The sequence below is a fragment of the Aquicoccus sp. SU-CL01552 genome, from assembly GCF_040365005.1.
GTDB lineage: Bacteria > Pseudomonadota > Alphaproteobacteria > Rhodobacterales > Rhodobacteraceae > Antarcticimicrobium.
On sequence record NZ_BAABWV010000025.1, the window covers coordinates 1 to 19,844 of the forward strand.

The 19,844-nt window shown below is 58.6% G+C and carries 15 protein-coding genes and 1 pseudogene; 6 read left to right on the forward strand and 10 right to left on the reverse strand.

The window, feature by feature from the left end; translation table 11 throughout:
* Together ABWV23_RS20890 and ABWV23_RS20895 are read right to left on the reverse strand one after the other, a co-directional pair.
* Positions 1–105: pseudogene (locus tag ABWV23_RS20890) on the reverse strand (transposase domain-containing protein); the annotation flags it as partial.
* Between the two features lie 6 nt (positions 106–111).
* Complete coding sequence (locus tag ABWV23_RS20895; RefSeq protein ID WP_353351361.1) at positions 112–1,548, reverse strand: DUF6880 family protein; 1,437 nt, start codon at positions 1,546–1,548, stop codon at positions 112–114.
* Positions 1,549–2,163: 615 nt separating this feature from the next.
* On the opposite strand from ABWV23_RS20895, the gene ABWV23_RS20900 reads away from it, so the two are divergent.
* The gene (locus ABWV23_RS20900; RefSeq protein WP_353351363.1) at positions 2,164–3,738 is read left to right on the forward strand and encodes a serine hydrolase; all 1,575 of its coding nucleotides are present in this window, start codon (positions 2,164–2,166) and stop codon (positions 3,736–3,738) included.
* 627 nt (positions 3,739–4,365) lie between these two features.
* Here ABWV23_RS20900 and ABWV23_RS20905 read toward each other — a convergent pair.
* Positions 4,366–4,881 (reverse strand): hypothetical protein, encoded by a 516-nt coding sequence (locus ABWV23_RS20905; RefSeq protein WP_353351365.1) that lies wholly within the window; start codon positions 4,879–4,881, stop codon positions 4,366–4,368.
* Between the two features lie 3 nt (positions 4,882–4,884).
* Between ABWV23_RS20905 and ABWV23_RS20910 the strand changes: the two genes are divergently transcribed.
* A complete protein-coding gene (locus tag ABWV23_RS20910) occupies positions 4,885–5,217 on the forward strand; it encodes a hypothetical protein (protein WP_353351367.1) in 333 nt (110 codons plus the stop codon).
* On the opposite strand, the gene ABWV23_RS20915 is transcribed toward ABWV23_RS20910, so the two are convergent.
* The 5 genes from ABWV23_RS20915 to ABWV23_RS20935 all read right to left on the reverse strand — a co-directional run bounded on the left by ABWV23_RS20915 (position 5,186) and on the right by ABWV23_RS20935 (position 13,094).
* On the reverse strand, positions 5,186–7,183 hold the full coding sequence (locus tag ABWV23_RS20915; protein ID WP_353351369.1) for a UvrD-helicase domain-containing protein: 1,998 nt from the start codon (positions 7,181–7,183) through the stop codon (positions 5,186–5,188). The genes ABWV23_RS20910 and ABWV23_RS20915 overlap by 32 nt on opposite strands.
* A complete protein-coding gene (locus ABWV23_RS20920) occupies positions 7,180–9,237 on the reverse strand; it encodes an ATP-dependent nuclease (protein ID WP_353351371.1) in 2,058 nt (685 codons plus the stop codon). The genes ABWV23_RS20915 and ABWV23_RS20920 overlap by 4 nt, the downstream gene beginning before the upstream one ends.
* A gap of 532 nt (positions 9,238–9,769) precedes the next feature.
* The gene (locus tag ABWV23_RS20925; RefSeq protein WP_353351373.1) at positions 9,770–10,348 is read right to left on the reverse strand and encodes a hypothetical protein; all 579 of its coding nucleotides are present in this window, start codon (positions 10,346–10,348) and stop codon (positions 9,770–9,772) included.
* 77 nt (positions 10,349–10,425) lie between these two features.
* A complete protein-coding gene (locus tag ABWV23_RS20930; RefSeq protein WP_353351375.1) occupies positions 10,426–12,894 on the reverse strand; it encodes an AAA family ATPase in 2,469 nt (822 codons plus the stop codon).
* The gene (locus ABWV23_RS20935; protein ID WP_353351377.1) at positions 12,894–13,094 is read right to left on the reverse strand and encodes a hypothetical protein; all 201 of its coding nucleotides are present in this window, start codon (positions 13,092–13,094) and stop codon (positions 12,894–12,896) included. Before ABWV23_RS20935 ends, ABWV23_RS20930 begins: the two co-directional genes overlap by 1 nt.
* 228 nt (positions 13,095–13,322) lie before the next feature.
* On the opposite strand from ABWV23_RS20935, the gene tnpA reads away from it, so the two are divergent.
* Genes tnpA through ABWV23_RS20955 form a run of 4 tightly spaced genes read left to right on the forward strand, consistent with a single transcriptional unit; the run spans position 13,323 to position 16,380 of the window.
* On the forward strand, positions 13,323–13,748 hold the full coding sequence (gene tnpA / locus ABWV23_RS20940) for an IS66-like element accessory protein TnpA (protein ID WP_353351379.1): 426 nt from the start codon (positions 13,323–13,325) through the stop codon (positions 13,746–13,748).
* Complete coding sequence (gene tnpB, locus ABWV23_RS20945) at positions 13,745–14,095, forward strand: IS66 family insertion sequence element accessory protein TnpB (protein WP_353351381.1); 351 nt, start codon at positions 13,745–13,747, stop codon at positions 14,093–14,095. Before tnpA ends, tnpB begins: the two co-directional genes overlap by 4 nt.
* A 60-nt stretch (positions 14,096–14,155) precedes the next feature.
* The gene (tnpC, locus tag ABWV23_RS20950) at positions 14,156–15,781 is read left to right on the forward strand and encodes an IS66 family transposase (protein WP_353351383.1); all 1,626 of its coding nucleotides are present in this window, start codon (positions 14,156–14,158) and stop codon (positions 15,779–15,781) included.
* Entirely contained in the window at positions 15,778–16,380 is a 603-nt protein-coding gene (locus ABWV23_RS20955) for a plasmid pRiA4b ORF-3 family protein (RefSeq protein WP_353351385.1), read from the forward strand. Before tnpC ends, ABWV23_RS20955 begins: the two co-directional genes overlap by 4 nt.
* 152 nt (positions 16,381–16,532) lie before the next feature.
* Here the strand turns inward: ABWV23_RS20955 and ABWV23_RS20960 are convergent, their stop codons facing one another.
* Together ABWV23_RS20960 and ABWV23_RS20965 are read right to left on the reverse strand one after the other, a co-directional pair.
* On the reverse strand, positions 16,533–17,954 hold the full coding sequence (locus tag ABWV23_RS20960) for a hypothetical protein (RefSeq protein WP_353351387.1): 1,422 nt from the start codon (positions 17,952–17,954) through the stop codon (positions 16,533–16,535).
* Positions 17,948–19,777, reverse strand: a complete 1,830-nt coding sequence (locus ABWV23_RS20965; RefSeq protein WP_353351389.1) for a site-specific integrase — start codon at positions 19,775–19,777, stop codon at positions 17,948–17,950. The genes ABWV23_RS20960 and ABWV23_RS20965 overlap by 7 nt, the downstream gene beginning before the upstream one ends.
* Between the last annotated feature and the right edge of the window lie 67 nt (positions 19,778–19,844).

Consider the following 19,844-nt stretch of genomic DNA (forward strand, 5'->3'; position numbering starts at 1 on the left):
ATTCCATGAAAGCAATTCATCGAGCCTGTTGATCTTGTGATCGTGGATGCGGTCGAGCACGTCCGCCAGATAGGCCTGCGGGTCGAGTCCGTTCATCTTGGCGGTTCAGAACTACGTTTCGACTAAGCGCCAGAACCCGTATTTTCGCCCGTGGTCTTGCTTGAGCCCCTCGAGGAACTGCGCGTGGGTTGGGTGGTCGCCATACTCCTCGATGGCGGCGTCGGTGGATCGGCATTCGGCCAGGTGGCGCGCCGCGTGGCGGTAGCGCTTGGACTTTCCTCCGGTCAATGTATCCAGAACCATGGCCCTGCGCATCAGCGTGGCGGCGAGCGGATGCTCGGCCTCGAGCGCGCCTGCCGCGCTCGTGAGGGTGTGATAGGAATCCCCGTTCAGCTCATCGGCCCGGCCCACCACCACCCGCGCCGCGCGGTCGTGAGATGGCCAGTTCACCAGGAAACTGATCGCCGCCCCCAAGTGCGGATAGGCCTCCGCAAAGCCCAAGGCGGCCTCTTCCGCCTCGATGTCGTCGAAATCGGGATGCAGTTTCAGGTACTTTCGAAGGCAGGGCGCGCTGAGGGTCTGCTCGAAGGTGCTCCGCAGATGCGCCATCAACTCCTCCGTCTTACCCTGTTTTTCGAGGCATTCCTCATAAACTGCGTCGAGGTCATAGCGGAACATCCGGATCGACTTACCGTCCTCGGCGGCGCGGGCTCGGGTGACGATGTCGAACGCCTCGTCAACGCGCCCTGCATCCAGCAACCTGCGCGCGACATCGGGAGCGATGGTGCCATAGGTCAGCTGTTCCTCGGAATAGCGGGCCATGTAGGCATCGACATCCCCCTGGGCGTCCGCCACATCCGCAAGGATGATCGACCGTGTTACCTGCTTGTTGCGCCGCACGATGTCCTCGGGAGAAGTCTTGAGGCCGTAGCCCCGGTATTGCGCGAGGTCGTGCTCGGTCGGCGGGGCCTCCGCCCAAGCTTCCGTGATCTGCTTGAGATGCTCCAGCCCCTCTTGCCCCAGCGCCTCGGCCGTCGCGGGGATGATCCCGTCGAACTCGCCGTAGCCGGCATCTGCGACAGCGTCGAGAACCCGTTCCGCCAGCGCGGTGCGGTCCAGGGAAACGGTGGGCGATAGTTCCGCGATCAACTCCACCGCGTCGCTCATGACACCACCGACCGCGCCGTTGCTGTCATCCGTGCGTTCGTGGATCGAGGGGGCCAGTTGCAGGAACGCCCAGAGCAGTTCGCAGGCCTCATCCGCGTCATGGGGGGCGATGGAGTTTTCGATCATCGCCAGGAGCCCCTCGAGATCCTTGACCAGCGCCTTTTGCTTGCGCCAGTCAACGAAGCTGGTCGCGCGGCGTAGCGAGGCGAAGCGTTTGCGGAGATCGGCGGCCACTTCCTTGGGCCCCTGGGCGGCGCTGAGCTCCATCCTCGCGCGACGCTGAAGGGCCGCGCTCCCCTGGACCAGGTCCATCACCAGCGCGGCGAGCGTCTCCGCGCCAAGCTTTTCAAGGTTGGCCTGGTTCAGGGTTTTCTTGGACATGGTATGGCGCCGGGTTTCATTGCGGTGAGGTCCGCGGACAATGTCCCACGGGTCGTTCCGCGGCAAGCCCCGATGGCCCATTCCAGGGGTCTGCCCGAGAGGGCTGATCGGCCCACAACGGACCTTCGCCGCTTCATCAAATGCCGCGGCGCAGCTTCAGCGAACCGGCCATTCGTGACGTTCGCAGCATTTCAAACATGGTGAAAACCCGGCAACGGAGCTTCTTAGAGTTATCTCCGCCGTTAGGGCTACTCATTGGCAACGTCACAGGGTTGACCGTGGTGTGTTCTGGGTCTGAGTGATGTGGCGTTGGGCATCAGCACCGGATGAGTGCGCACCGCCACGAGATAAAATGACACGCATTTTGACTGATCATTTGAAAAAGTTGCATTCACGGGCGCTCCCGATTTCTAAAGGTGCCCGATCCTTTCAATCTGCAGGACTTGTGTCAGAATGCAGAAGATTAGTGCGAAACATGTTCCCAGGACCACGCGGCCAGCACAAGGAGAACGACATTTGAATACACGCTCAGACTTACCGGCCACGCCCTCCAATCCACAGTCAAGGGAAGGCGCGAGACGTGCGATTCTCAACCCGATTGGTGGTGCCCTGTTCTTGGCCGGCCTGCTCGCCGGAACGCTGCCCGCGACGGCAGGTACAGACGGCCTGCTGCCCGAACTTGCCGTGCCCGAGGCGATGACACCGCCGCCGATGGCCGTGCTCTTGCCCGTACCGGACGAGCGGATCATGGCGGCGGTCTCGACGTTGGACGATCTGGGACAGGATGTCCTGACGCGCACGGGCATCCCCGGGCTGGCCATTGCCGTGGTCCATGACGGACGCACAGTGTACGCGCGTGGATTTGGAAAACGCGCTGTTGACCATCCCGAGAGCATTGATGCCGACACCGTCTTCCTGCTGGCCTCGGTGTCAAAACCGGTGGGTGCCACCGTGGTCGCAACCCAAGTGGATGCCGGCCGGGTGAGTTGGGACAGCCCGGTACGGGAGTTCCTGCCCTCTTTCGATTTGGGCGATCTCTGGGTCAGCGATCACGTCACGATCGGGGACCTTTACGCGCATCGCTCCGGCCTGCCGGATCATGCTGGGGACGACCTGGAGGATATCGGATTTGACCGCAGCACAGTGCTGGAGCGGCTTGCGCTGCTGCCGAAAGGCACGTTCCGAGTGGACTATGCCTATACCAACTTCGGAATCACCGCTGCCGCCGAAGCAGTGGCGACAGCAGCTGGTATGGATTGGGCCAGCCTGTCGGAAACCGCGCTCTATGCGCCGCTTGGCATGAGGTCTACCAGCTCGAAACACGCCGACTACATGGCGCGTGACAATCGGGCCGCAAGCCATGTTGCCGCCGAAGACGGATACGCGGTCGCTGACCTGCGCCAGCCCGACGCCCAAAGCCCGGCGGGCGGTGTGAGTTCCAGCGCGAGGGATATGGCGCGTTGGATGGCGATGGTCCTTGGGCGCGGCATGGCAGAAGGGGAACGCGTGATCTCGGAGGACGCGCTTTTGCCTGCAATGTCCGCGCAGACGATCCGAGGGCCGCAGATGGATGTCTCTGCTCGACCGGGCGCCTACGGGTTCGGCTTTAATGTCGATACGCGGCTGTCGGGACGCGTCATGCTGAGCCACTCTGGTGCCTTCTCGCTTGGGGCATCGACCAGTGTTGCAATAATTCCCGACCTTGATCTTGGCATTGTCGTGTTGACCAATGCGCCCCCCACCGGTGCCGCGGAAGGCATTACCGCCAGTTTCCTTGATCGGGCGGAACTCGGGACGGACAGCCGCGACTGGCTGTCAGCCTACGCCCCGATCATGGCACCGCTTTCGGCGCCGGTCGGGCATCTGATGGGCATGGAGCCGCCGGCTGCCCCTGTCCCGGCGGGTCCGGTTGAAAACTATGTCGGCACCTATGGCAATGAGTATTTCGGTCCAGCGTCGATTGCTGCGATCAACGGTTCCCTGGTTTTGAGGCTGGGGCTTGAAAGCCAGGAGCTACCTATGCGGCATTGGAATGGCGATACATTCGTGGTCTATCCCGTGACCGAGAACCAGCCTGTCGGCTCGGTTTCGCTTGTCGAGTTTCTGGAAGTTTCGTCAAAACCAACAATGGCAGTTCGGATCGAACATCTGAACGACGAGAACCTTGGCGTATTTCGGCGTTTGGACTGACGCTTTCGGCCCTTTGCTGACTTTGCCAGTGCATTCACACGCTGCGGTGCGGCTTCACCAAACCGGCGGTTCGTCACGCAATTGATCGATCACGTTTCTTTGACAAACTTGCGCCATCGTGTAAGTCTAAGTCGACCGAATGTAGAGAGGTGCAGTTTGTCGACTTCAAATTATTCTCGCCTCACTCCCGCATGTGATCTCGGGAAAAAGCAGCCCAGAAAAAAGAAGGTCGAAAAATTGGTTGATACCTGCAGGCGATCAAATTTGCCTGTAAGAAAGAGAATGAACCCAGGTTTTGCAACGCAGTACTCTCCGGAATTCTTGGGTGCATTTAGGGAGATATGTGACATCTACGCCGAGTCCAACTTCCAATATCCCGCCAGACAGGTTCTGATACTGATGTTGGGCAATGGCGTCTATCCATGCAGGGCTGACATATCTTCAGAAGAAATAGTCAAGCGTTTATTCGGTAATACATTTTTTCATCGCTAACGGCCCGAAGCTTCAATTGATCGATCGTCGCGCCGATGCGCTGCATCGCATTCCAAAGCCGCCTTTGGACTGCAAGACAAACTTGGGACTCCCGACCGAAAATTTGTTTCAAAATCTCATTGCGGCGCAAGCTGATCAAGGCTTCGTATCTTCGTGCGTCGACACAAACTCATGGTAAAGTGCCCACGCCCCTTCATCCTTACCGAGTGCAACTTGGTTCAGCACTTGCAACAACATTAGTGAACCGGGAGTTACTCCATCCTCGTCGAATTCCTTTCCCGCCAGGTCCGGGTCGGTTGCGATCTCGATATTCACAATCCACCACCTGTCGATCTTGGCAACAAGTGAAACCAACTTCGTGAAAAGGCTTTCGAAATCATGCTTAAGTGTGCCGCCGAGCACGTTTCGGAGTTCATGGGCGAGACGATTCCGTTCTTCGGTCAATTCTCGGATCGTAGTCTCATCCTGCTCATCGATCGCCTCCATTTGTCGAAGCCATGCGATGCTCGCCCGGAACGGATCGTTCTTCCCTTTAGGATCCAGAGACAAGACCTTATCACGATATTCTGGGCCGGGCTTCCAGCCGTCAGCGGCGGTCCAAGTATCCGAGAAGAAGTCATGTGCTCGATCTTTTATGGAGCTCAACAGCATCTCATGAGCAACGAGGAACAACCCCGTCCGCACGAAGCGGGTTCGGACTACATCTGGATTAAGAAAATGTGCCCACTCACTCGTCATTTGGTAACGTTAGAAGAGCTCGGCCCGTCGGGCAATCTAAACCACGTCAACGTTGACATAATCGGCCCTCAAGAGACATTCACCACAAGGGCCGATGCTGCGCTGCAACTTCACCAATCCGGGCATTGGACTCTGGGCGAAAGTTCGCAGCTGAAGGTCAGCGCCCAGGGCCTCAAGATCTGCGCGGCCCGGTTGGTAATCCGGGGACCAGAAACCATCACTCAACCCAGTCGATTCCGTCAGGAGTGATGCGAGCGACGCGCCACCCATTTTCCCGCAGGAGGTCAATCTCGGCGTCGTCGAAGGCATCCGCCCGCATAGCAAGGCAAAGTAATCTGGCCGCTCTTGTCATTGCCACGTAGTGAAGCCTCAGACGTTGCTTTATTCGATCAGATTGATCGTTCCCACCTTGGGCTTGTCGTAACAGCCAGGGCTTTAACTCTTTCAAATGGTGTTTGTGGTAAAATGTTTCCAAGACCAATGTAGCGGTATGCGTCTCCCCCTTGACCGAGTGGATGGAGCCAATGCGCACTTTGATAGCTGGGTCTTGCTTCGCGTCCCTAAGGACGTTGTTCCGTTTGGCTTTCTCCGCATCACCATCGCTGATCTCTCGCCAGTCAAGGAATTCATTCGCAGCCGCAGGGATGGCATCTGCCGCGCTCAGCACACGGGCCACTGCCTCGAAACGCTGCCTGTAATCGGCTTCCCAGCTATCCCGTACTGGAAATAGTCGCGAGACCGCGATTGTTCGGACCAAATGAGAATATGTCTCCAGCGCGTCCGCGTTTCCCTCCAGAAGTTCCATGACGTAGCGGTGGTTTCGCTTTCTTGTGCTGATCGCGATCTCAGGCGACATTAGACGCGCGAGCCTAAGAACACCTTCAGCGAGCTTTTCAACAAGGTCGTTTGTTTCGCCAGACAACTCGGCAAGGCGGCGTCCTGCCGCCAAATACTGAAGCAGAGTGTTTGGTCTTGGCTCTGCGCCGGATATCTCTGGATCATACTCGGGCCAGTAGTGCCTTATCGAACGTGGTAGCTTGTCGTCCTTGTCGGCCCGGTGAACGGCTCCCACGGCGGTGAAGTCGCCACTACTTAGCTCAGCCGCTCCAAACTCCTGCCGGAGATAGGCGACATATTCATCTATGACGCGGCCGACGCTATCGTCATCGATCAGAAAGATCGCGTGACGGCCCACAAGTTCTGGTTCTCCGTCGCGTCCGACGCCTCCTTGGCCAACCAAACCATGAGGAGATACGCCGAGTGGATTGGCGAGAGCCGCGATGCTATTTCCGAACCGATAGCTATTCGGAATCGTCCGCTTGATACCCTCAGTGGGGAAGCTATCGGTCGCCGCTCCATTCTGGCCTTCATAGGCATAGATTGCCTGGTTCTGGTCACCAAATCTCTGGCGCGTTACGGTATGATCTCCCGCCATAAAGATGCGCTGGAGCAATCGGGATTGAGACTCGCTATTATCCTGCACTTCATCGATCAGAAGCAGCGGGAAACGCTGTCTCAGATGCCGCGTAACGTCGGGATTCCGGTCTAACAAATCGGAGGCCCAAACGAACATTTCGTCATGGCAGAACAGTCCAGCTTGATAAGAGTCCCGGCAGACTCTTTGCATGTTTTGATAGGTTGCGGACTCCCTGCCAAGCACTCCACCCTTTCCCCAAGGGATGTCGCCAAGATCGAATTCAGAGTTCTGGTAGCGCAGGCGACGAACACTCTCTCGTCTGTTTTCAAGCGCTCGCTTCGTCGCAAATGGAAGCTTTCTCCATCGCCAATTCAGGCAAATTTCGTCGTCTACAGCCTCAATCGTGATGGCTTTCGATCTCAGCCAAGGCAGGGCGAGGTATTCGTTCACGAAGCCATGGATCGTGCCCACATAGTGCGGGTAAGAAAGCAGCCGTTGTCCTTCGGAGGTTGCCCCAAGCTTCTTTTCAATCTCGCGCCGCGCGGCATTGGTGTGAGAAAGGACGCAGATGCCGCGCTCCGCTGTGTTCCAATGTCGGGCGAGAATTGCCAGCTTTGCGACGAGCAACGTGGTCTTTCCGCTTCCGGGGCACGCTTCTACATCCAGGGTCGCATTTGCTCGCAGCACGCCGAGGCGCGGGTCCGCTCCGTCCGGACCGGAAAACGCCGTTTCAGGCAGCCCGAGGACGTTGCAAGCCCACTGCACATCTTGGTCGCTAACTTCCGGTAGCTCGATCACGACGGGCCACCTGCAGCTTCTGCGTTGGGCGCGGCTTCTCCCTCACCGTTGCCATTTTCTGCTTCATCTCCGCCGTTCCCGGTGGCGTAGCGCACGGCCGCTGTGACGTAAGGCGGAAGAAGCCCCGCAAGGGTAGCGGAATCGTAGGTGCCCCTTGCAACCTTCCACTCCAAGATCTCCGAAAGGTACTGAGCAGCGATTGATTTTGATGCCTTCGGGGAGTTCGTAAACAGGGAATAGACGTGGGAGGCCAACTCTTCCGCGTTACCGCTCGCCTCCTGCATTTCCTTGAATCTTGCCTTGGCCGCGCGCGTCACACGAAAGATGTTCTGGGCTTTGTCAGGCTCGTTGATCTTTTCATCTTGCCGCGCAAGCATTCCGGCAATCCACACTTCTTCAGCCAGCCCATGGAGAGCAAGATCATACTCCAAGGTCCAATCATTGGAAACGAACGTCTCGACTAACTGGCCGCTGGCTTTCGCGCGGATCGCCTCGCGGCGCACATCCAACTCACCATCCGCGAAGTCGCTTTTCATGCGCCACTGACGGTCCTTACGGGCCGGGAATGGTTCCGTCTTCCCGACAATCACAGGGGCGCAATCCGGCATTACATCCATATCGGTGATGCAGGCGACAGGCACTTTTATCAGACCGTCGACCTCAGGATCCTTGCGCTGAAATATTCTGGCGAAGCGGCGCAGCCCCACGCCGCCCACGTTAACGATCGAGACGCCATGAGCCGACAAATCCATCTCAATCAGCCGTGCAAGCGTTGGCAGCAAGATGTTCTCCGCATCGCCCTCCACAATCATGACGCCTCTCGCGAAGAAGAGGTTTGACTTGGTCACGTCGAGGAACCGCTGCAAGAAGCGGTAATCGTCGGGACTGAGCTCCGTGTGACCGCGGGCAAGAGTGAAGGCTTTGCCGCCATGAATAAGAACCAAGCTGTCCAAGGGGATCGCCGAGGCCAGGTTAGGGCTGTGCGTTGTCAGTATGATCTGAATTTCGTTCTGGCCATTGCCTCCCGATCGGCTGGATTGTTCGGCCAAGAACTGCATCAGGCGAAGCTGCCTTTGCGGGTGCAGATGTGCCTCAGGTTCTTCAATGAGCAATAGCGGCAGTGCGACAGCCTCCGAACCAAGCAGCAAAAGCTCGCACGCCATAAAGAGCAGGTTATTCGATCCAAGGCCCCGGTTGGCAGGCAGTTCCGGCGCTGCGCCGCTCCTAAGTTCAAGCTCCAGACGTTCGAGAAGCTGGCGAAGCCTTGCGTCGCGGTCGCCTTGCCTGCCCACGGATATTTGGCCTTCGAGATTATCACCCGCAAAAGATAATGGTCTCAGGTAGGTTTCGTTCAGGGTTTGCCGCGCCCGGCGAATGCCCTCATGCTCACTGATCAATGCACTCGAATAATCTCCGATCCCGAGAAGGCTGAGGTCGGCCACATTCGGTGCTGGGTTGGTATCTGGGTCATAGTCTGCACCTACGTCGATGACTTGCCTTGTGCTCTTGAGAATCTCTGACAGCCTTGAACCGCGTCCTGCAGTCAGGGCGCGCTCGGCATCACGAAGAGGCCGCAAGTATGTGGAGCGCAGCAGCTCACGCGCCTCGACATCAAGTGTCGGGCCATCACCGTTTTTTCCCGTCCTGACCTCCGAGAAGACCATCCTGCGGCCACTGCGGGCACCGCTTTTGTCCTTGGCAGTCCAGTGGACGTATAATGCCACATCCGGCTCGCCTTCTTCTTCCACATAGGTAAGGAACTCGGCGAACGCACCTTGCTCTTTTAAGCTTAGACCCTCGAGTCGACAGCAAATGCGGATTTCTCTTCGTCTTTCGTCACTCCCGGCGGGCCAGTGAAAGTCGCTATCCTGAACCCGGTAGTATTCCTGATCGCGCGTTCCGAAGATGAATCGCAATGCATCGATGACAGCCGTCTTCCCTGCGTCATTTTCCCCTAACAAAGCGGTCAGGCCGGGAGAGAGTGGAAGCACAAATCTTTTTTCCCCCTCGCCAAAACAGCGGAAATTTTCAATCTCAATCTTGCTAATGTGCATGGCTGCCCCGCGCTTCTTGCCTCAGGTCTAAAATCTATCTGTAAGATAATGAAGCGCGCTGAATATCATGACAACGCCTTGGGCGCAGTTATTCACGAATATCTGCTTCCTCCGTCCAAACGAGGCCCTTAGCATTTACCTCCGGAGGAAGCTATCAGCCGTGGCTTGGCTACCGGCCATTCCACGCTCGATCCACCGAAGCGAAACTTGCTCGAACATTGCAGCCGCATGTCTTGCTGGCATCCTTTCGATCTTTAACTTTGGCCCGAATATCGCGTAGCCGACCCTGTCGGTAGCCACTTGCCGTTCAGGCCCGTTTCCCTCAATGATGTTTCAGATTGCCTGATCACTCAAGCGCGGGAAACCAACGTCCGCTTCTGCTCCTTGCCGACGGAGCCTTTCACCCGCAGCGAAAGGCCGCAATCCGCCCTACCTGTCGAAGTACGCGACCGGCCCACTGCGGACTTTCGCCTTGGTCACAAGTGCCGCATTGCAGCTTCCTCAAAGCTGACCTTGGTGACTGCCAAATTTTCTATACCTCAGTCAGTCCGTGCCAACCAAACTCTTTGGAAATGCGAGTTCTGTAGGCAGTGGCAATCTGGTTTGGTGCTTTGCGAACATACTCTTCGGCCCTACTGGCAGAATCTCCCTGGAGACGGCTGAGGTGCGATAAGACATCGTCGATAGAGGGATGGTCATTATTCTGATCCGTGACCGGTGATTTTGGTGGAAGACCAGTCCAAACGACGCCCGCGAAACCACGTCTTTTCGCCCAAGCGCCAACAATCTCCGTACCATGGTGCTCAGATGCTCCAAAACCGGACCAGAATGCAGCATTCTTGGTGCTTGGGAGGCCTTCGCGCGTGGCAAGTGTTTTGCGCGCTTCCTCCAACGAAGTAGATGACAGAGTGTTCCAAAGTGTCGGACACACAGTTCCCTGCTCACAGACAACAAGTGTCATGCGACCGTCAAGTGATTTTCTCGCGAATTCAAGCGGCAAGTTTGGCCCGTCTTTGCGCCATTCATGCAAGATGGGCAAGTCGCCGGGCTCCCAAATCAACGATCCCCAACCAAGGCAAGCAAATTTACCCAAATTCTCATGTCCATTCATTTTCGTTCCCGGCCCATTGTGGTTTTTTGAGAGATACGCATTCGATTTGTTTTAGTTCAACAGTTTGAAACCAAAGGCTACTTCATCTTCAAGTTGACGTTGACGGTCAGGCAGCTGCACCGAAGCTGCTCGGATGAGCCTTTTCGCGGCTCAAGGTAGGGATAGCCGCCGCACTTCGGATTAGAGCAACGGATGTGTTCGAGTAGTGCCTTGAAAGCGTCAGCCACCTTCCTGAATTCAGCGATGGTGAAGTTTTCCCACTCATTAAAATGCACAGATTTGTTGATGGCCCACTGCTCGGCGTTTGTCTTCTTGATAAGACCTTCTGCCTCCGCGGACTGCTTTTCAAGCTCATCCTTTACGATATCATGTCCCCAATACGCGGCAGTTTTAACGCCTTGCTTGAGACGGTCGCGCCATCGATTGGTCACGGGCGGCCAGAGGTCACCCAGATCGTAGTTTGCATCACCGCGGTACTCGACCTTCGCCCGCAGGTTATCGGCGAGCACCGTCGCGATATATTCAAGATAGCGGCGTAGCAGCGCCGCCGCACGCGGCACATCGTTCTTGACGAGCGCCGCATCGATCTCCGTCCAGATATCGGTGTCGTCCCAGATGCGCGGGCCGATATCGACATTCCAGCCGCCGAAGAACTGGCCTTTGTTGATGAGCCCTTCGGTCCGCATGTACTGGAGCCAGACCTTGTCGTGGGTGGTTAGGATAAACTGCGTATTTGGGAATTTCGATTTCAGCAGACGGCAAACCTCGCGGCGGTGTCCAGTATCAACGGACATCAGCACGTCATCGAGTACCGCGAACGTAAACTTGTCGCCGAGCGTGTGCTTCATCAGGGCAAGGTAAAGGCAAAGCCCCATACCGTCCTGATGGCCTTCACTGTGATATGCCCCCGGCGGGAAGGTTCCGCGCCCGTAAAAATCCACATTGAAACTGAGCTTGGCAGGCTCTGCCTTGAGCTCGCCGACAAACTTGCCCTCGTCGTCATTGATCGCTTTGTAGAAGTCGGTGAATTCCTTGGCGACGGCATCATAGATCCCCTCTAACACCGCATTCGAAACCGTGTCGTAGTGAGCCCGAACTTTCTGTGCGATCTTGTTTCGGGCAGCTTTGACCTCGGCTTGCTTGGTTCCTCGCAGGAGCTGACCATAGCGCACCTGCAACTCGGTCAGGAATGAAATGGCCTTATCGTGCGCCGAGTGGTCAGGAAGGGCCTCGAGCCTCTTTTGCACATCCTCAATGCGCAAATTTGCGTCGGCTTTTGATGTCCACCAGTCCGCACTGACGACCGATAGTGCGTCATCGATCTCGGCGGGATCATCGCTGAATGCCTTCAACGCCTCGATATGTGCCTGGAGTTCTTCAACCACGGCATCAAGATCGGCGCGGGCAACCTTGGGCTCCAATTTATCGGCGTAGTCGGCGGCCTTCTTTACCGCGGCAATCCGCCCAGCGATCTCGGCGCTGATGGCACCAAGATTACCGGAGAGCGTTTCCAACAGCTTACCCATTTCTTCGGCGCTCAAGAGCTTTTCTTTGAGATGGGCGCGAAGCTCTTCGGCATCCCAAGGTTTATCGCACAGCGGGCAGGCATCGCTTTCAACGAGTTCAAGCCCTGCCGATATCAAGCCTTGTTGCCGTGCATGTCGAAGCGCCTTTTCATCTTCCTTTAGCTTCTTGAGCGCCGCCAGAGCGTCTTGCCGAGGCTGCTTCTGGCTTTCTGGTTCGCCGGCGGCAATTGCCTCGGTGAGAGCTTTCAGATCACAAAGTGCGACCTCCTTGGCAATGCCGGTCTTTTTGTCGTTGACGTCGTCGTCCTCGTCCAGACCGTCCTTGAAGTTTGTATCCGGCTGGAGCTCGGGTATCCCGGCCAAGCCCAGGACATTTCGCTGTTCATTGGCCTTCTTGAGCAGTTCTTTACGATCCAGAATGGGGAGACCAAGCGCTGTCCTAAGATCGTCTTCTGCCCTCTTTCTTGTGCGCTTCGCCTCGTCGGCATCGCCTTTGCATTTGTTGGCGTAGGTGACAAAGCTGCTACGCAGCTTGCCGACATGGTCCAGGCGCAGAAGGTTTTGAACATCATCAGAGCGACGGGATGGCGGCGTTACGATGTATTTCGCGATCTCTCTGCGGGAGAGTGCAAACTCCGGATGCATCCGCAGTTCTTCAACCGCCGCCTTGATTGCCGGATCAGCGGGAATAATTGAAACTGCCCGAGGAGACTTTACGCTCCGCTTGATCGTCACGTCTTTGCCAAGCGCCGGGATTGATGCCGTGATGGTCACCTTGGCCTTTTCGGGATTGGCCCGCTGATCAACGTGCGGCGCATGGCCCTTGACGTTGAGGTCTCCCGCGCCCTGTCCCGAGAGACGTGTAATATTTCCGGTTAGGCAAAACTCGATGGCATCAACAACACCGCTCTTTCCGGTGCCGTTGGGGCCGCAAAGCCCGAAATTTTCCCCTTCCAGATCGAGCGCCAGCTCCCTGATCCCGCGAAATTCTTCGACCTTGATTGTCTTGATACGGATCATTACCCCGCCTCGTCATCACCGGCAGGAAACAGCGCGGCACCAATATCCGCGAGCTTCGGAACTTTCCCCTGCCGCAGCAGATCATCGAGCCGTCCGGCGGCTTCATCATCGATGTCGCTATCTCCCTTGAGCACCTCGAAATACGCATCAAGGACCTTAGTCACGGTTGGGGACAGAGCTTCATCTTTCGCTTCGGCCACAGCAGTCCTTCCAATGAATCCGATTCAGCAATGAAGTTTATGTTATTATAAGTTAAGTGGCTCTAAAAGATCAGCTTCGGGCTGCATGACCGTAAAATGCGGTGCGACGCAGCGAATGGCGACAATCCAGACCGGCCAACTGATCTTTTCACGCACACAGAGAACTTCTGTAAGCCTCCGGGGAGGGCCGTCTTTCTGACTTGAGGCGCACGGCGTAGGTCCGGCGCTATGTCCGACCATAGATACAGACCTGAAGTAGAGATCCTTTCTGTCACCGATACCGGGCGCCGTCGGCGCTGGACGGATGAAGAGAAGGTGCGCATCGTTGAAGAAAGCTTTGGCGGTCGAGGGCGTGTCGCCGAGACAGCCCGGCGTCATGATATTGGCCGCACCCTGCTGGTGCGCTGGCGTCGCCATTACCGCGAAGGCAGGCTGACGGGCGGCGATGCACGACTGCAGTTCACACCGTTGGCCATCGCCGCTCCTGAGGAAGCTGGGGATCAGGGCGGGCCGTTTGCGCCGGTCCCGACGCCAGAGACAGCCGAGGTCCTGATGGCAGATATTACCCTCGCGAATGGCCGTCGCCTGTCTGTTGCGGTTACGATTGACCCGATGGTGCTGGCGCGCCTCGTGCAAGCCCTGGATCCGTCATGATCGCGTTCCCGGCGGGGGTGCGCGTCTGGATCGCGGGTGGGGTGACTGACATGCGGCGCGGCATGAACACCCTGGCGCTACAGATCCAGCAAGGGCTCGGTCGCGATCCGCACGCGGGCGAGATATTCTGCTTCCGGGGACGCAAGGGGGACCTGGTCAAACTGCTCTGGCATGACGGGGTCGGCATGTCGCTCTCCACCAAGCGGCTGGAGGCCGGGAAGTTCATCTGGCCGACCAGCGGTGCCGGCGAGGCGGTGCAGATCTCCGCGGCCCAGCTCGGTTATCTTCTGGAGGGGATCGACTGGCGCAATCCACGCTGGACCCAACGCCCTGCAAAGGCGGGGTAAATTGGCCTCATCGACCTTATTTTCATGGGCTTTCCGATGCCGGCATGGTAGGTCTTGACCATGTCGAACAACGCTTCCGAGATTGCCAGATTGCGCGCCGCGCTTGCGGCCTCGGAGGCCCGTGCCGAGGCCGCAGAGAGCGAACTGGCGCAGACCCGGGCGGTGGTCTCGACCTCCGAGGCGATGATCAAGCATCTCAGGCTCGAGATCGCCAAACTCCGGCGCGAACAGTATGGCCGCAGCTCCGAACGCCGTGCCCGACTGATCGACCAGATGGAACTGCAGCTCGAGGAACTCGAAGCCGCGGCCACCGAAGACGAGACTGCCGCCGAGAAGGTGACGAAGACCACGAGCGTCGCGGGCTTCGAACGCCGCCGCCCGGCACACAAGCCCTTCCCGGATCATCTGCCGCGCGAGCGGGTGGTGATCGAAGCGCCCACGTCCTGCACCTGCTGCGGCTCAAACTGCATCGTGAAGATGGGGGAAGATGTCACCGAGACGTTGGAGGTGATCCCGCGGCAGTGGAAGGTGATCCAGACCGTCCGCGAGAAGTTCACCTGCCGGACCTGCGAGAAGATCAGCCAACCGCCGGCGCCCTTCCACGCCACGCCGCGCGGATGGGCTGGCCCGAACCTGCTGGCGACGATCCTCTTTGAGAAGTTCGGGCAGCATCAGCCGCTCAATCGCCAGGCCGAACGCTATGCCCGGGAAGGCGTCGATCTCAGCCTGTCGACCCTCGCCGACCAGGTTGGCGCCTGCGCCGCCGCGCTGGAGCCGATCCATGCGTTGATTGGTGCCCATGTTCTGGATGCCGACCGCTTGCATGGCGACGATACGACAGTGCCGCTGTTGGCAAAGGGCGGGACAAAAACCGCCCGGCTCTGGACCTATGTCAGGGATGACCGGCCCTTCGGCGGCGGGACTCCACCTGCCGCCCTGTTTCACTTCTCCCGCGACCGCGGAATGGCCAACCCGAACCGGCATCTCGCCGGGTGGCAGGGTATCCTGCAAGCCGATGCCTATGGGGGCTACAACGACCTCTACTGCGCCGACCGTGACCCGGGGCCGGTCGAGAGTGCGCTATGCTGGAGCCACGCCCGCCGCAAGTTCTTCGAGCTTGCCGACATCAAGGGGAATGCCCGGAAGGGCAAATCCGTTCATGACATCTCGCCCATCGCGTTGGAGGCCGTGGCCCGGATCGACGCAATCTTCGACATCGAGCGCGGCATCAATGGCCTGACCGCTGCGGAACGGCAGGCGGCCAGGCATCGGCTATCCCGCCCTCTGGTCGAGGCATTGCACGACTGGCTGCGCGCCGAGCGCGACAGGATGTCGAAGCACAATCCGGTCGCCAAGGCGATCAACTACATGTTCAAGGCGGAGCGCTGGCCCGCCTTCACCCGGTTCCTCGACGACGGCAGGGTCTGCTTGACGAACAACGCCGCAGAGCGGGCCCTGCGCGGGGTCGCCCTTGGCCGGAAGTCATGGCTCTTCGCCGGCTCCGAGCGCGGCGGCGACCGTGCCGCTTTCATGTATTCCCTGATCGTCACGGCGAAGATGAATGATGTCGATCCTCAGGCCTGGCTGGCCGATGTCCTCGCCCGGCTGCCTGGCACGACCGCCTCCCTGGTGCCGGATCTATTGCCCTGGAACTGGTCTCGGGCTGAGCAAAGGATAGCCGCATGACCCTGATCGCCCGCCTCCGGATCATCCTGAACGACGTCGACCCGCAGCCGATGCGCCATATCGAGGTGCCGCTGAAGATCAGGCTCGACCGGCTGCATGAGGTCATACAGGCTGCCATGGGCTGGACAGATACCCACCTCTACGAGTTCCGCGCCGGTGATGCCGGTTGGGGCGTGCCCGACCCGGATGGGTTCTACGACGGCCCCATGGACGCGAAGAAGACGACGTTGGAAAAGGTGCTCGAGGACACCGGCGCCAGGACGATCCAGTATGTCTATGACTTCGGCGATGACTGGGACCACAGCATCCGTATCGAGCGGGTCTACGAGGCCATCCCCGGCATGATCTACCCACGGCTTCTCAAGGCGACCGGTGCCTGTCCACCCGAGGACGTCGGCGGAGCCTGGGGCTACGAGGAGTTCCTCGAAGCCCTCGCCGATCCCGATCACGAGCAACACGAGGACATGGTCCACTGGTCGGGCGGGGACTTCGACGCCGAAGATGCCGGGATCGAAAGCATCATCAAACGCTTCGGTCGGCTTGCCAAGAAATGGGCCCCGCGGTCCCGCAAGTCCGAAGCCCCCAAGGGCACGGCCTGAGTACTGCGCCTATCCGCGGTCTATGCCGGATGGTTACGAACTTCTGCGTTCCGCCCACCCTGCTGGAGCCGTCGTAGGCGCACATGTCAAGAATATACGCCGAGTGCGGAGCTTTGAGCGGGTTTCCCCTGCACGACGTTTGACAAGGCGGCTCAGTGGTCCGTACCGGAGCCGAAACCTCCTGCGGTCGGATCATTTTCGTACATCTCGAAAATTTCGTCTCGCTCACGCGCTGCCGCTTCATATGCTGCCATGCGCGCCTGTACCCCGATGTAGCGGTCCGCCGCTTGGCGGGACTGATGATCGTTCAGGATCATGCCGCCTCGCGCCGCATCTTCGCTTATCGCGAAGAGGATGTCGTAGATCAGCGATCGGGCGATGTGCGCTCCTGTCCCGAGGATCGAGGCCCAGACCTGTGAGACATAGTTGACGGAAACCGGTTCACCGTCCGGATGGGCGAAGAGCGGCCATTCTTCTTCTTCGGCACGCTCCCGGAACGCCGCAAGGTATTTTGGGTCTTCGTCCTGCAACAACACGGCGTCTACAAAGTGTTGCACGCTCGGATGTACGGACCCCGGATATGTCTCCCGTCCTCGCCGGTGCCTGGTTTTCCGCAACTTGTAGTCCCTGAATCTATACCGATCTTCGAGCCAGACGATGTCACGGCCGAACGCAAGTCCATGCCACTCACGACGCAAGGGGGTCATCGGGGGAAGTGCTGTCGCCAGGGCGCGATTGCGTTGTATGTGACGTTTCGCGGCGTTCAGAAGATGCCCGGCGTTGTCGAGGATGGACTGAGCTTTCGGCAAAATCGATTTGGGATCGATGCGTGCCAGCGCTGCGTATTTCCGCGCGGTCACGCCTTCCGCATTGTCGCGCAGCTTTTCCAGGAGCCTGGTCATCTCGAGAACAAGCTCGGAAGAATAATCGCCGCTCAATTGCATGTATTTTCTCAAGTCATTGAACGTGTTGACAACCGTCGACGGGCGTGGTGGCACGCCGCGATTTGAGATCCGCGTCGTTTCATATTGGAAGAAGGGCTGCAATCCTTCGAGCGTGAGCTCTTTCGCAAGCCCTTCGTCGCGCACGAAGCGAATGTACTCGCAGAGCTTCCGCTTCATGCGATCGAAGAGACTGTCGGCGAGCGCGATGCTACCGTCGAAGCGACGTGCATCGATCTCCTCGAGGCGGACCCGCCAGGATTCGGGCAGGTCCTTTTCGGGCACCGATTTCACGCGCTGGTAGGAGCGGGTCGCCCCCTTCGGAATGCCTTTGAATTTCTTCTTCTCCGCGAGTGTTGCTTGAGCCGCGCGGAGCGCGACGAGTTCGCTGGCATCGGGCCCTTCAAGGGCCTCAACGGCACGCAATGCGCGTTCGATCCCTTCTGGCTGGCCATTCAGACGCGCCCAGGCGCGGGCGTCGCCCGTGTCCAATGTCGGGCAGTGATGCGCCTGCATGAAAGCAACAAGGCTGTCGAGTGCGACAAGATCCTCAAGGGGCATTGATTGCAACACGGGATGAGCGGCGACCTCCTGCCAGCAAGGCTTGGACAATACTTTTTGGCGCGTCAGCATGACAGGGCCTCCGCGAGAAGATCCTGTGTCTCTTCGAGACTTCGGGTAGAGTCGATCCAGGCATAAAAGGTTTGCAAGACTCGCTCCGAACACCCCAGATAATTCGCTGCGCGACTCAGGTTTTCCCAACTCTTAGCGAGCAACAGAGTTGCGATGCCATGGCGGAAGTTATGCGGTGTCATCCGCATGCCGATCTCCGTGCTGCATTGTACGTGCCACTTGTAGAGAAGCCCTCCTGACAGAACATTACCGGACTTCGTCGACGGAAATAGCCACGGCGAAATCGCGATTTGATTCTCGCCGCACCAATCCGGATTGGCGAATTTGAACAGTGGGCGGATCTCCTTGAGATACCAGTCCAGAACCTGATACCCGAGAAACTTGTCATCGCGGATCGGCACCGGCGGAAGCTCCACGTATTCGCCCTTCATATCCTTCTTGGAAATCCGAAGCTCGAAGCGGGCAACGTCTCCGGATGTGCGGCGGAACAGGTTCTGATCGGGGCCGGCGCATTTCCCCGCAAGCGCGCTGCCTTTCCGGATCCCGGCGCCGCGAAGCTCGACTGCGGCAAAGGCCGCGCATGTGCCGAACATCCGAGCGCGCCCGAGCTTCGCCTCAGGCAGTGTCTTGTCGGTGGCGAGAATGTCACAGGCGGTCTCCTGGTAGAGAACGTGCTGTCGGAGGAACGTTCGTGCATTGTCGGGACGGCGAAGCAAAGGCTCGCAGAATCTGCGGTTCTTTGCCGCCATCTTGTTATCGTCTTCGCGCCCTTCGGTTAGGAAATCATTGTTTGCCAAATTATTACGCCACGGTTTCGGATCGAAGCCGTTCGCTTCACCGATCTGTGCGATCGCGCGGACATAGCCGGCGGCCGAGCGCGCGCTGATCCCATTCTTGGCTCCAGCCTCTTGGATCCAGCGTTTGATGACGGCTATGCGCACTTCGGAACCGAACAAGCTGTCGATGCAGTTCAACTGGGTCAGCTCCACTTTACCGGATTCCGCAGCCGTGCGTGCGAGCGAAACCAGTGCGGCTTCGTAGGTTTCGGCGGTGTTGTCATTGAAGCTGGGTTTGCTGCTGCCGGAAATGTCGTCGTAGGTGCCCTCGTCATAGCGAGCGGTCTTGACGGCTTCGCGGATCATCGCGCGCACAGCGTCCGGAACCGGCTCGCGTTCTTCCGGGACAAGGAGGCATACATCGAAATTCTCTGGGAAATGGGCGGCCACGGCTCGAAGCTTCCGCAACTTTTCAATGGTCTTGAGAGCCCGGACCGCTTTCTCTCTTTCGTAGACCGACAATTTGTCGAGAAATTCCGGTACCCGCGTCGGGACAAGGTCCAAAGGGGCGAATTCGGCCGCGCGGGCGAGATCGGAAAAGCTGCGGAGGGCGCCGTATTGGCCGGCATTCACCGGTCCGTCGTCTTTCGAGAGGCGCTCGAGATCAGACAGCAGGTCAGTCCAACCGTCTTGGCGGGCACGCAAGGCAGCCTGCGCCGCGAGTTCTCCGGTCGTTGCCCGGATCCGGCGGCGCAGGACTTCCCGCCACTTTCTGTATGACGCGCGCGATCCCCAAAATTCGCGCTCCGCGCCGGGCAGCGGGTCTGCCCCCAGGTGCTTGAGAGACGGGAACTCGCCATCGAACCAGTCGAGACTGCATTCCAGCGTTTCGAGTGGCGCGTTGAAGAAATCCGCGAGGCGCCGGATCCGCTTGGCCTCGGTTTCATCGGTGGTTTCATCAAGCACGGTTTGCATCGAGAGGGCAGGGCGCGCCTCCTCGCCGGCGGTAGACATGGCGGCTGCGGCGACAGTGGAAAGAAGGCCCATGAGAGTTCTCCTGTTGTTAGGCTGTGGAGGGAAGATTGGTCGATTGGCGTGCGAACGAAGCGATCGG

What these genes read in the sequence shown, in the direction of transcription:
- tnpA (WP_353351379.1), top strand. Translation starts at nt 13,323, where the DNA reads ATGTCCGACCATAGATACAGACCTGAAGTAGAGATCCTTTCTGTCACC.
- ABWV23_RS20930 (WP_353351375.1), bottom strand. Translation starts at nt 12,894, where the DNA reads ATGATCCGTATCAAGACAATCAAGGTCGAAGAATTTCGCGGGATCAGG.
- ABWV23_RS20965 (WP_353351389.1), bottom strand. Translation starts at nt 19,777, where the DNA reads ATGGGCCTTCTTTCCACTGTCGCCGCAGCCGCCATGTCTACCGCCGGC.
- ABWV23_RS20905 (WP_353351365.1), bottom strand. Translation starts at nt 4,881, where the DNA reads ATGCTGTTGAGCTCCATAAAAGATCGAGCACATGACTTCTTCTCGGAT.
- ABWV23_RS20925 (WP_353351373.1), bottom strand. Translation starts at nt 10,348, where the DNA reads ATGAATGGACATGAGAATTTGGGTAAATTTGCTTGCCTTGGTTGGGGA.
- ABWV23_RS20960 (WP_353351387.1), bottom strand. Translation starts at nt 17,954, where the DNA reads ATGCTGACGCGCCAAAAAGTATTGTCCAAGCCTTGCTGGCAGGAGGTC.
- tnpB (WP_353351381.1), top strand. Translation starts at nt 13,745, where the DNA reads ATGATCGCGTTCCCGGCGGGGGTGCGCGTCTGGATCGCGGGTGGGGTG.
- tnpC (WP_353351383.1), top strand. Translation starts at nt 14,156, where the DNA reads ATGTCGAACAACGCTTCCGAGATTGCCAGATTGCGCGCCGCGCTTGCG.
- ABWV23_RS20920 (WP_353351371.1), bottom strand. Translation starts at nt 9,237, where the DNA reads ATGCACATTAGCAAGATTGAGATTGAAAATTTCCGCTGTTTTGGCGAG.
- ABWV23_RS20955 (WP_353351385.1), top strand. Translation starts at nt 15,778, where the DNA reads ATGACCCTGATCGCCCGCCTCCGGATCATCCTGAACGACGTCGACCCG.
- ABWV23_RS20895 (WP_353351361.1), bottom strand. Translation starts at nt 1,548, where the DNA reads ATGTCCAAGAAAACCCTGAACCAGGCCAACCTTGAAAAGCTTGGCGCG.
- ABWV23_RS20910 (WP_353351367.1), top strand. Translation starts at nt 4,885, where the DNA reads ATGAGCAACGAGGAACAACCCCGTCCGCACGAAGCGGGTTCGGACTAC.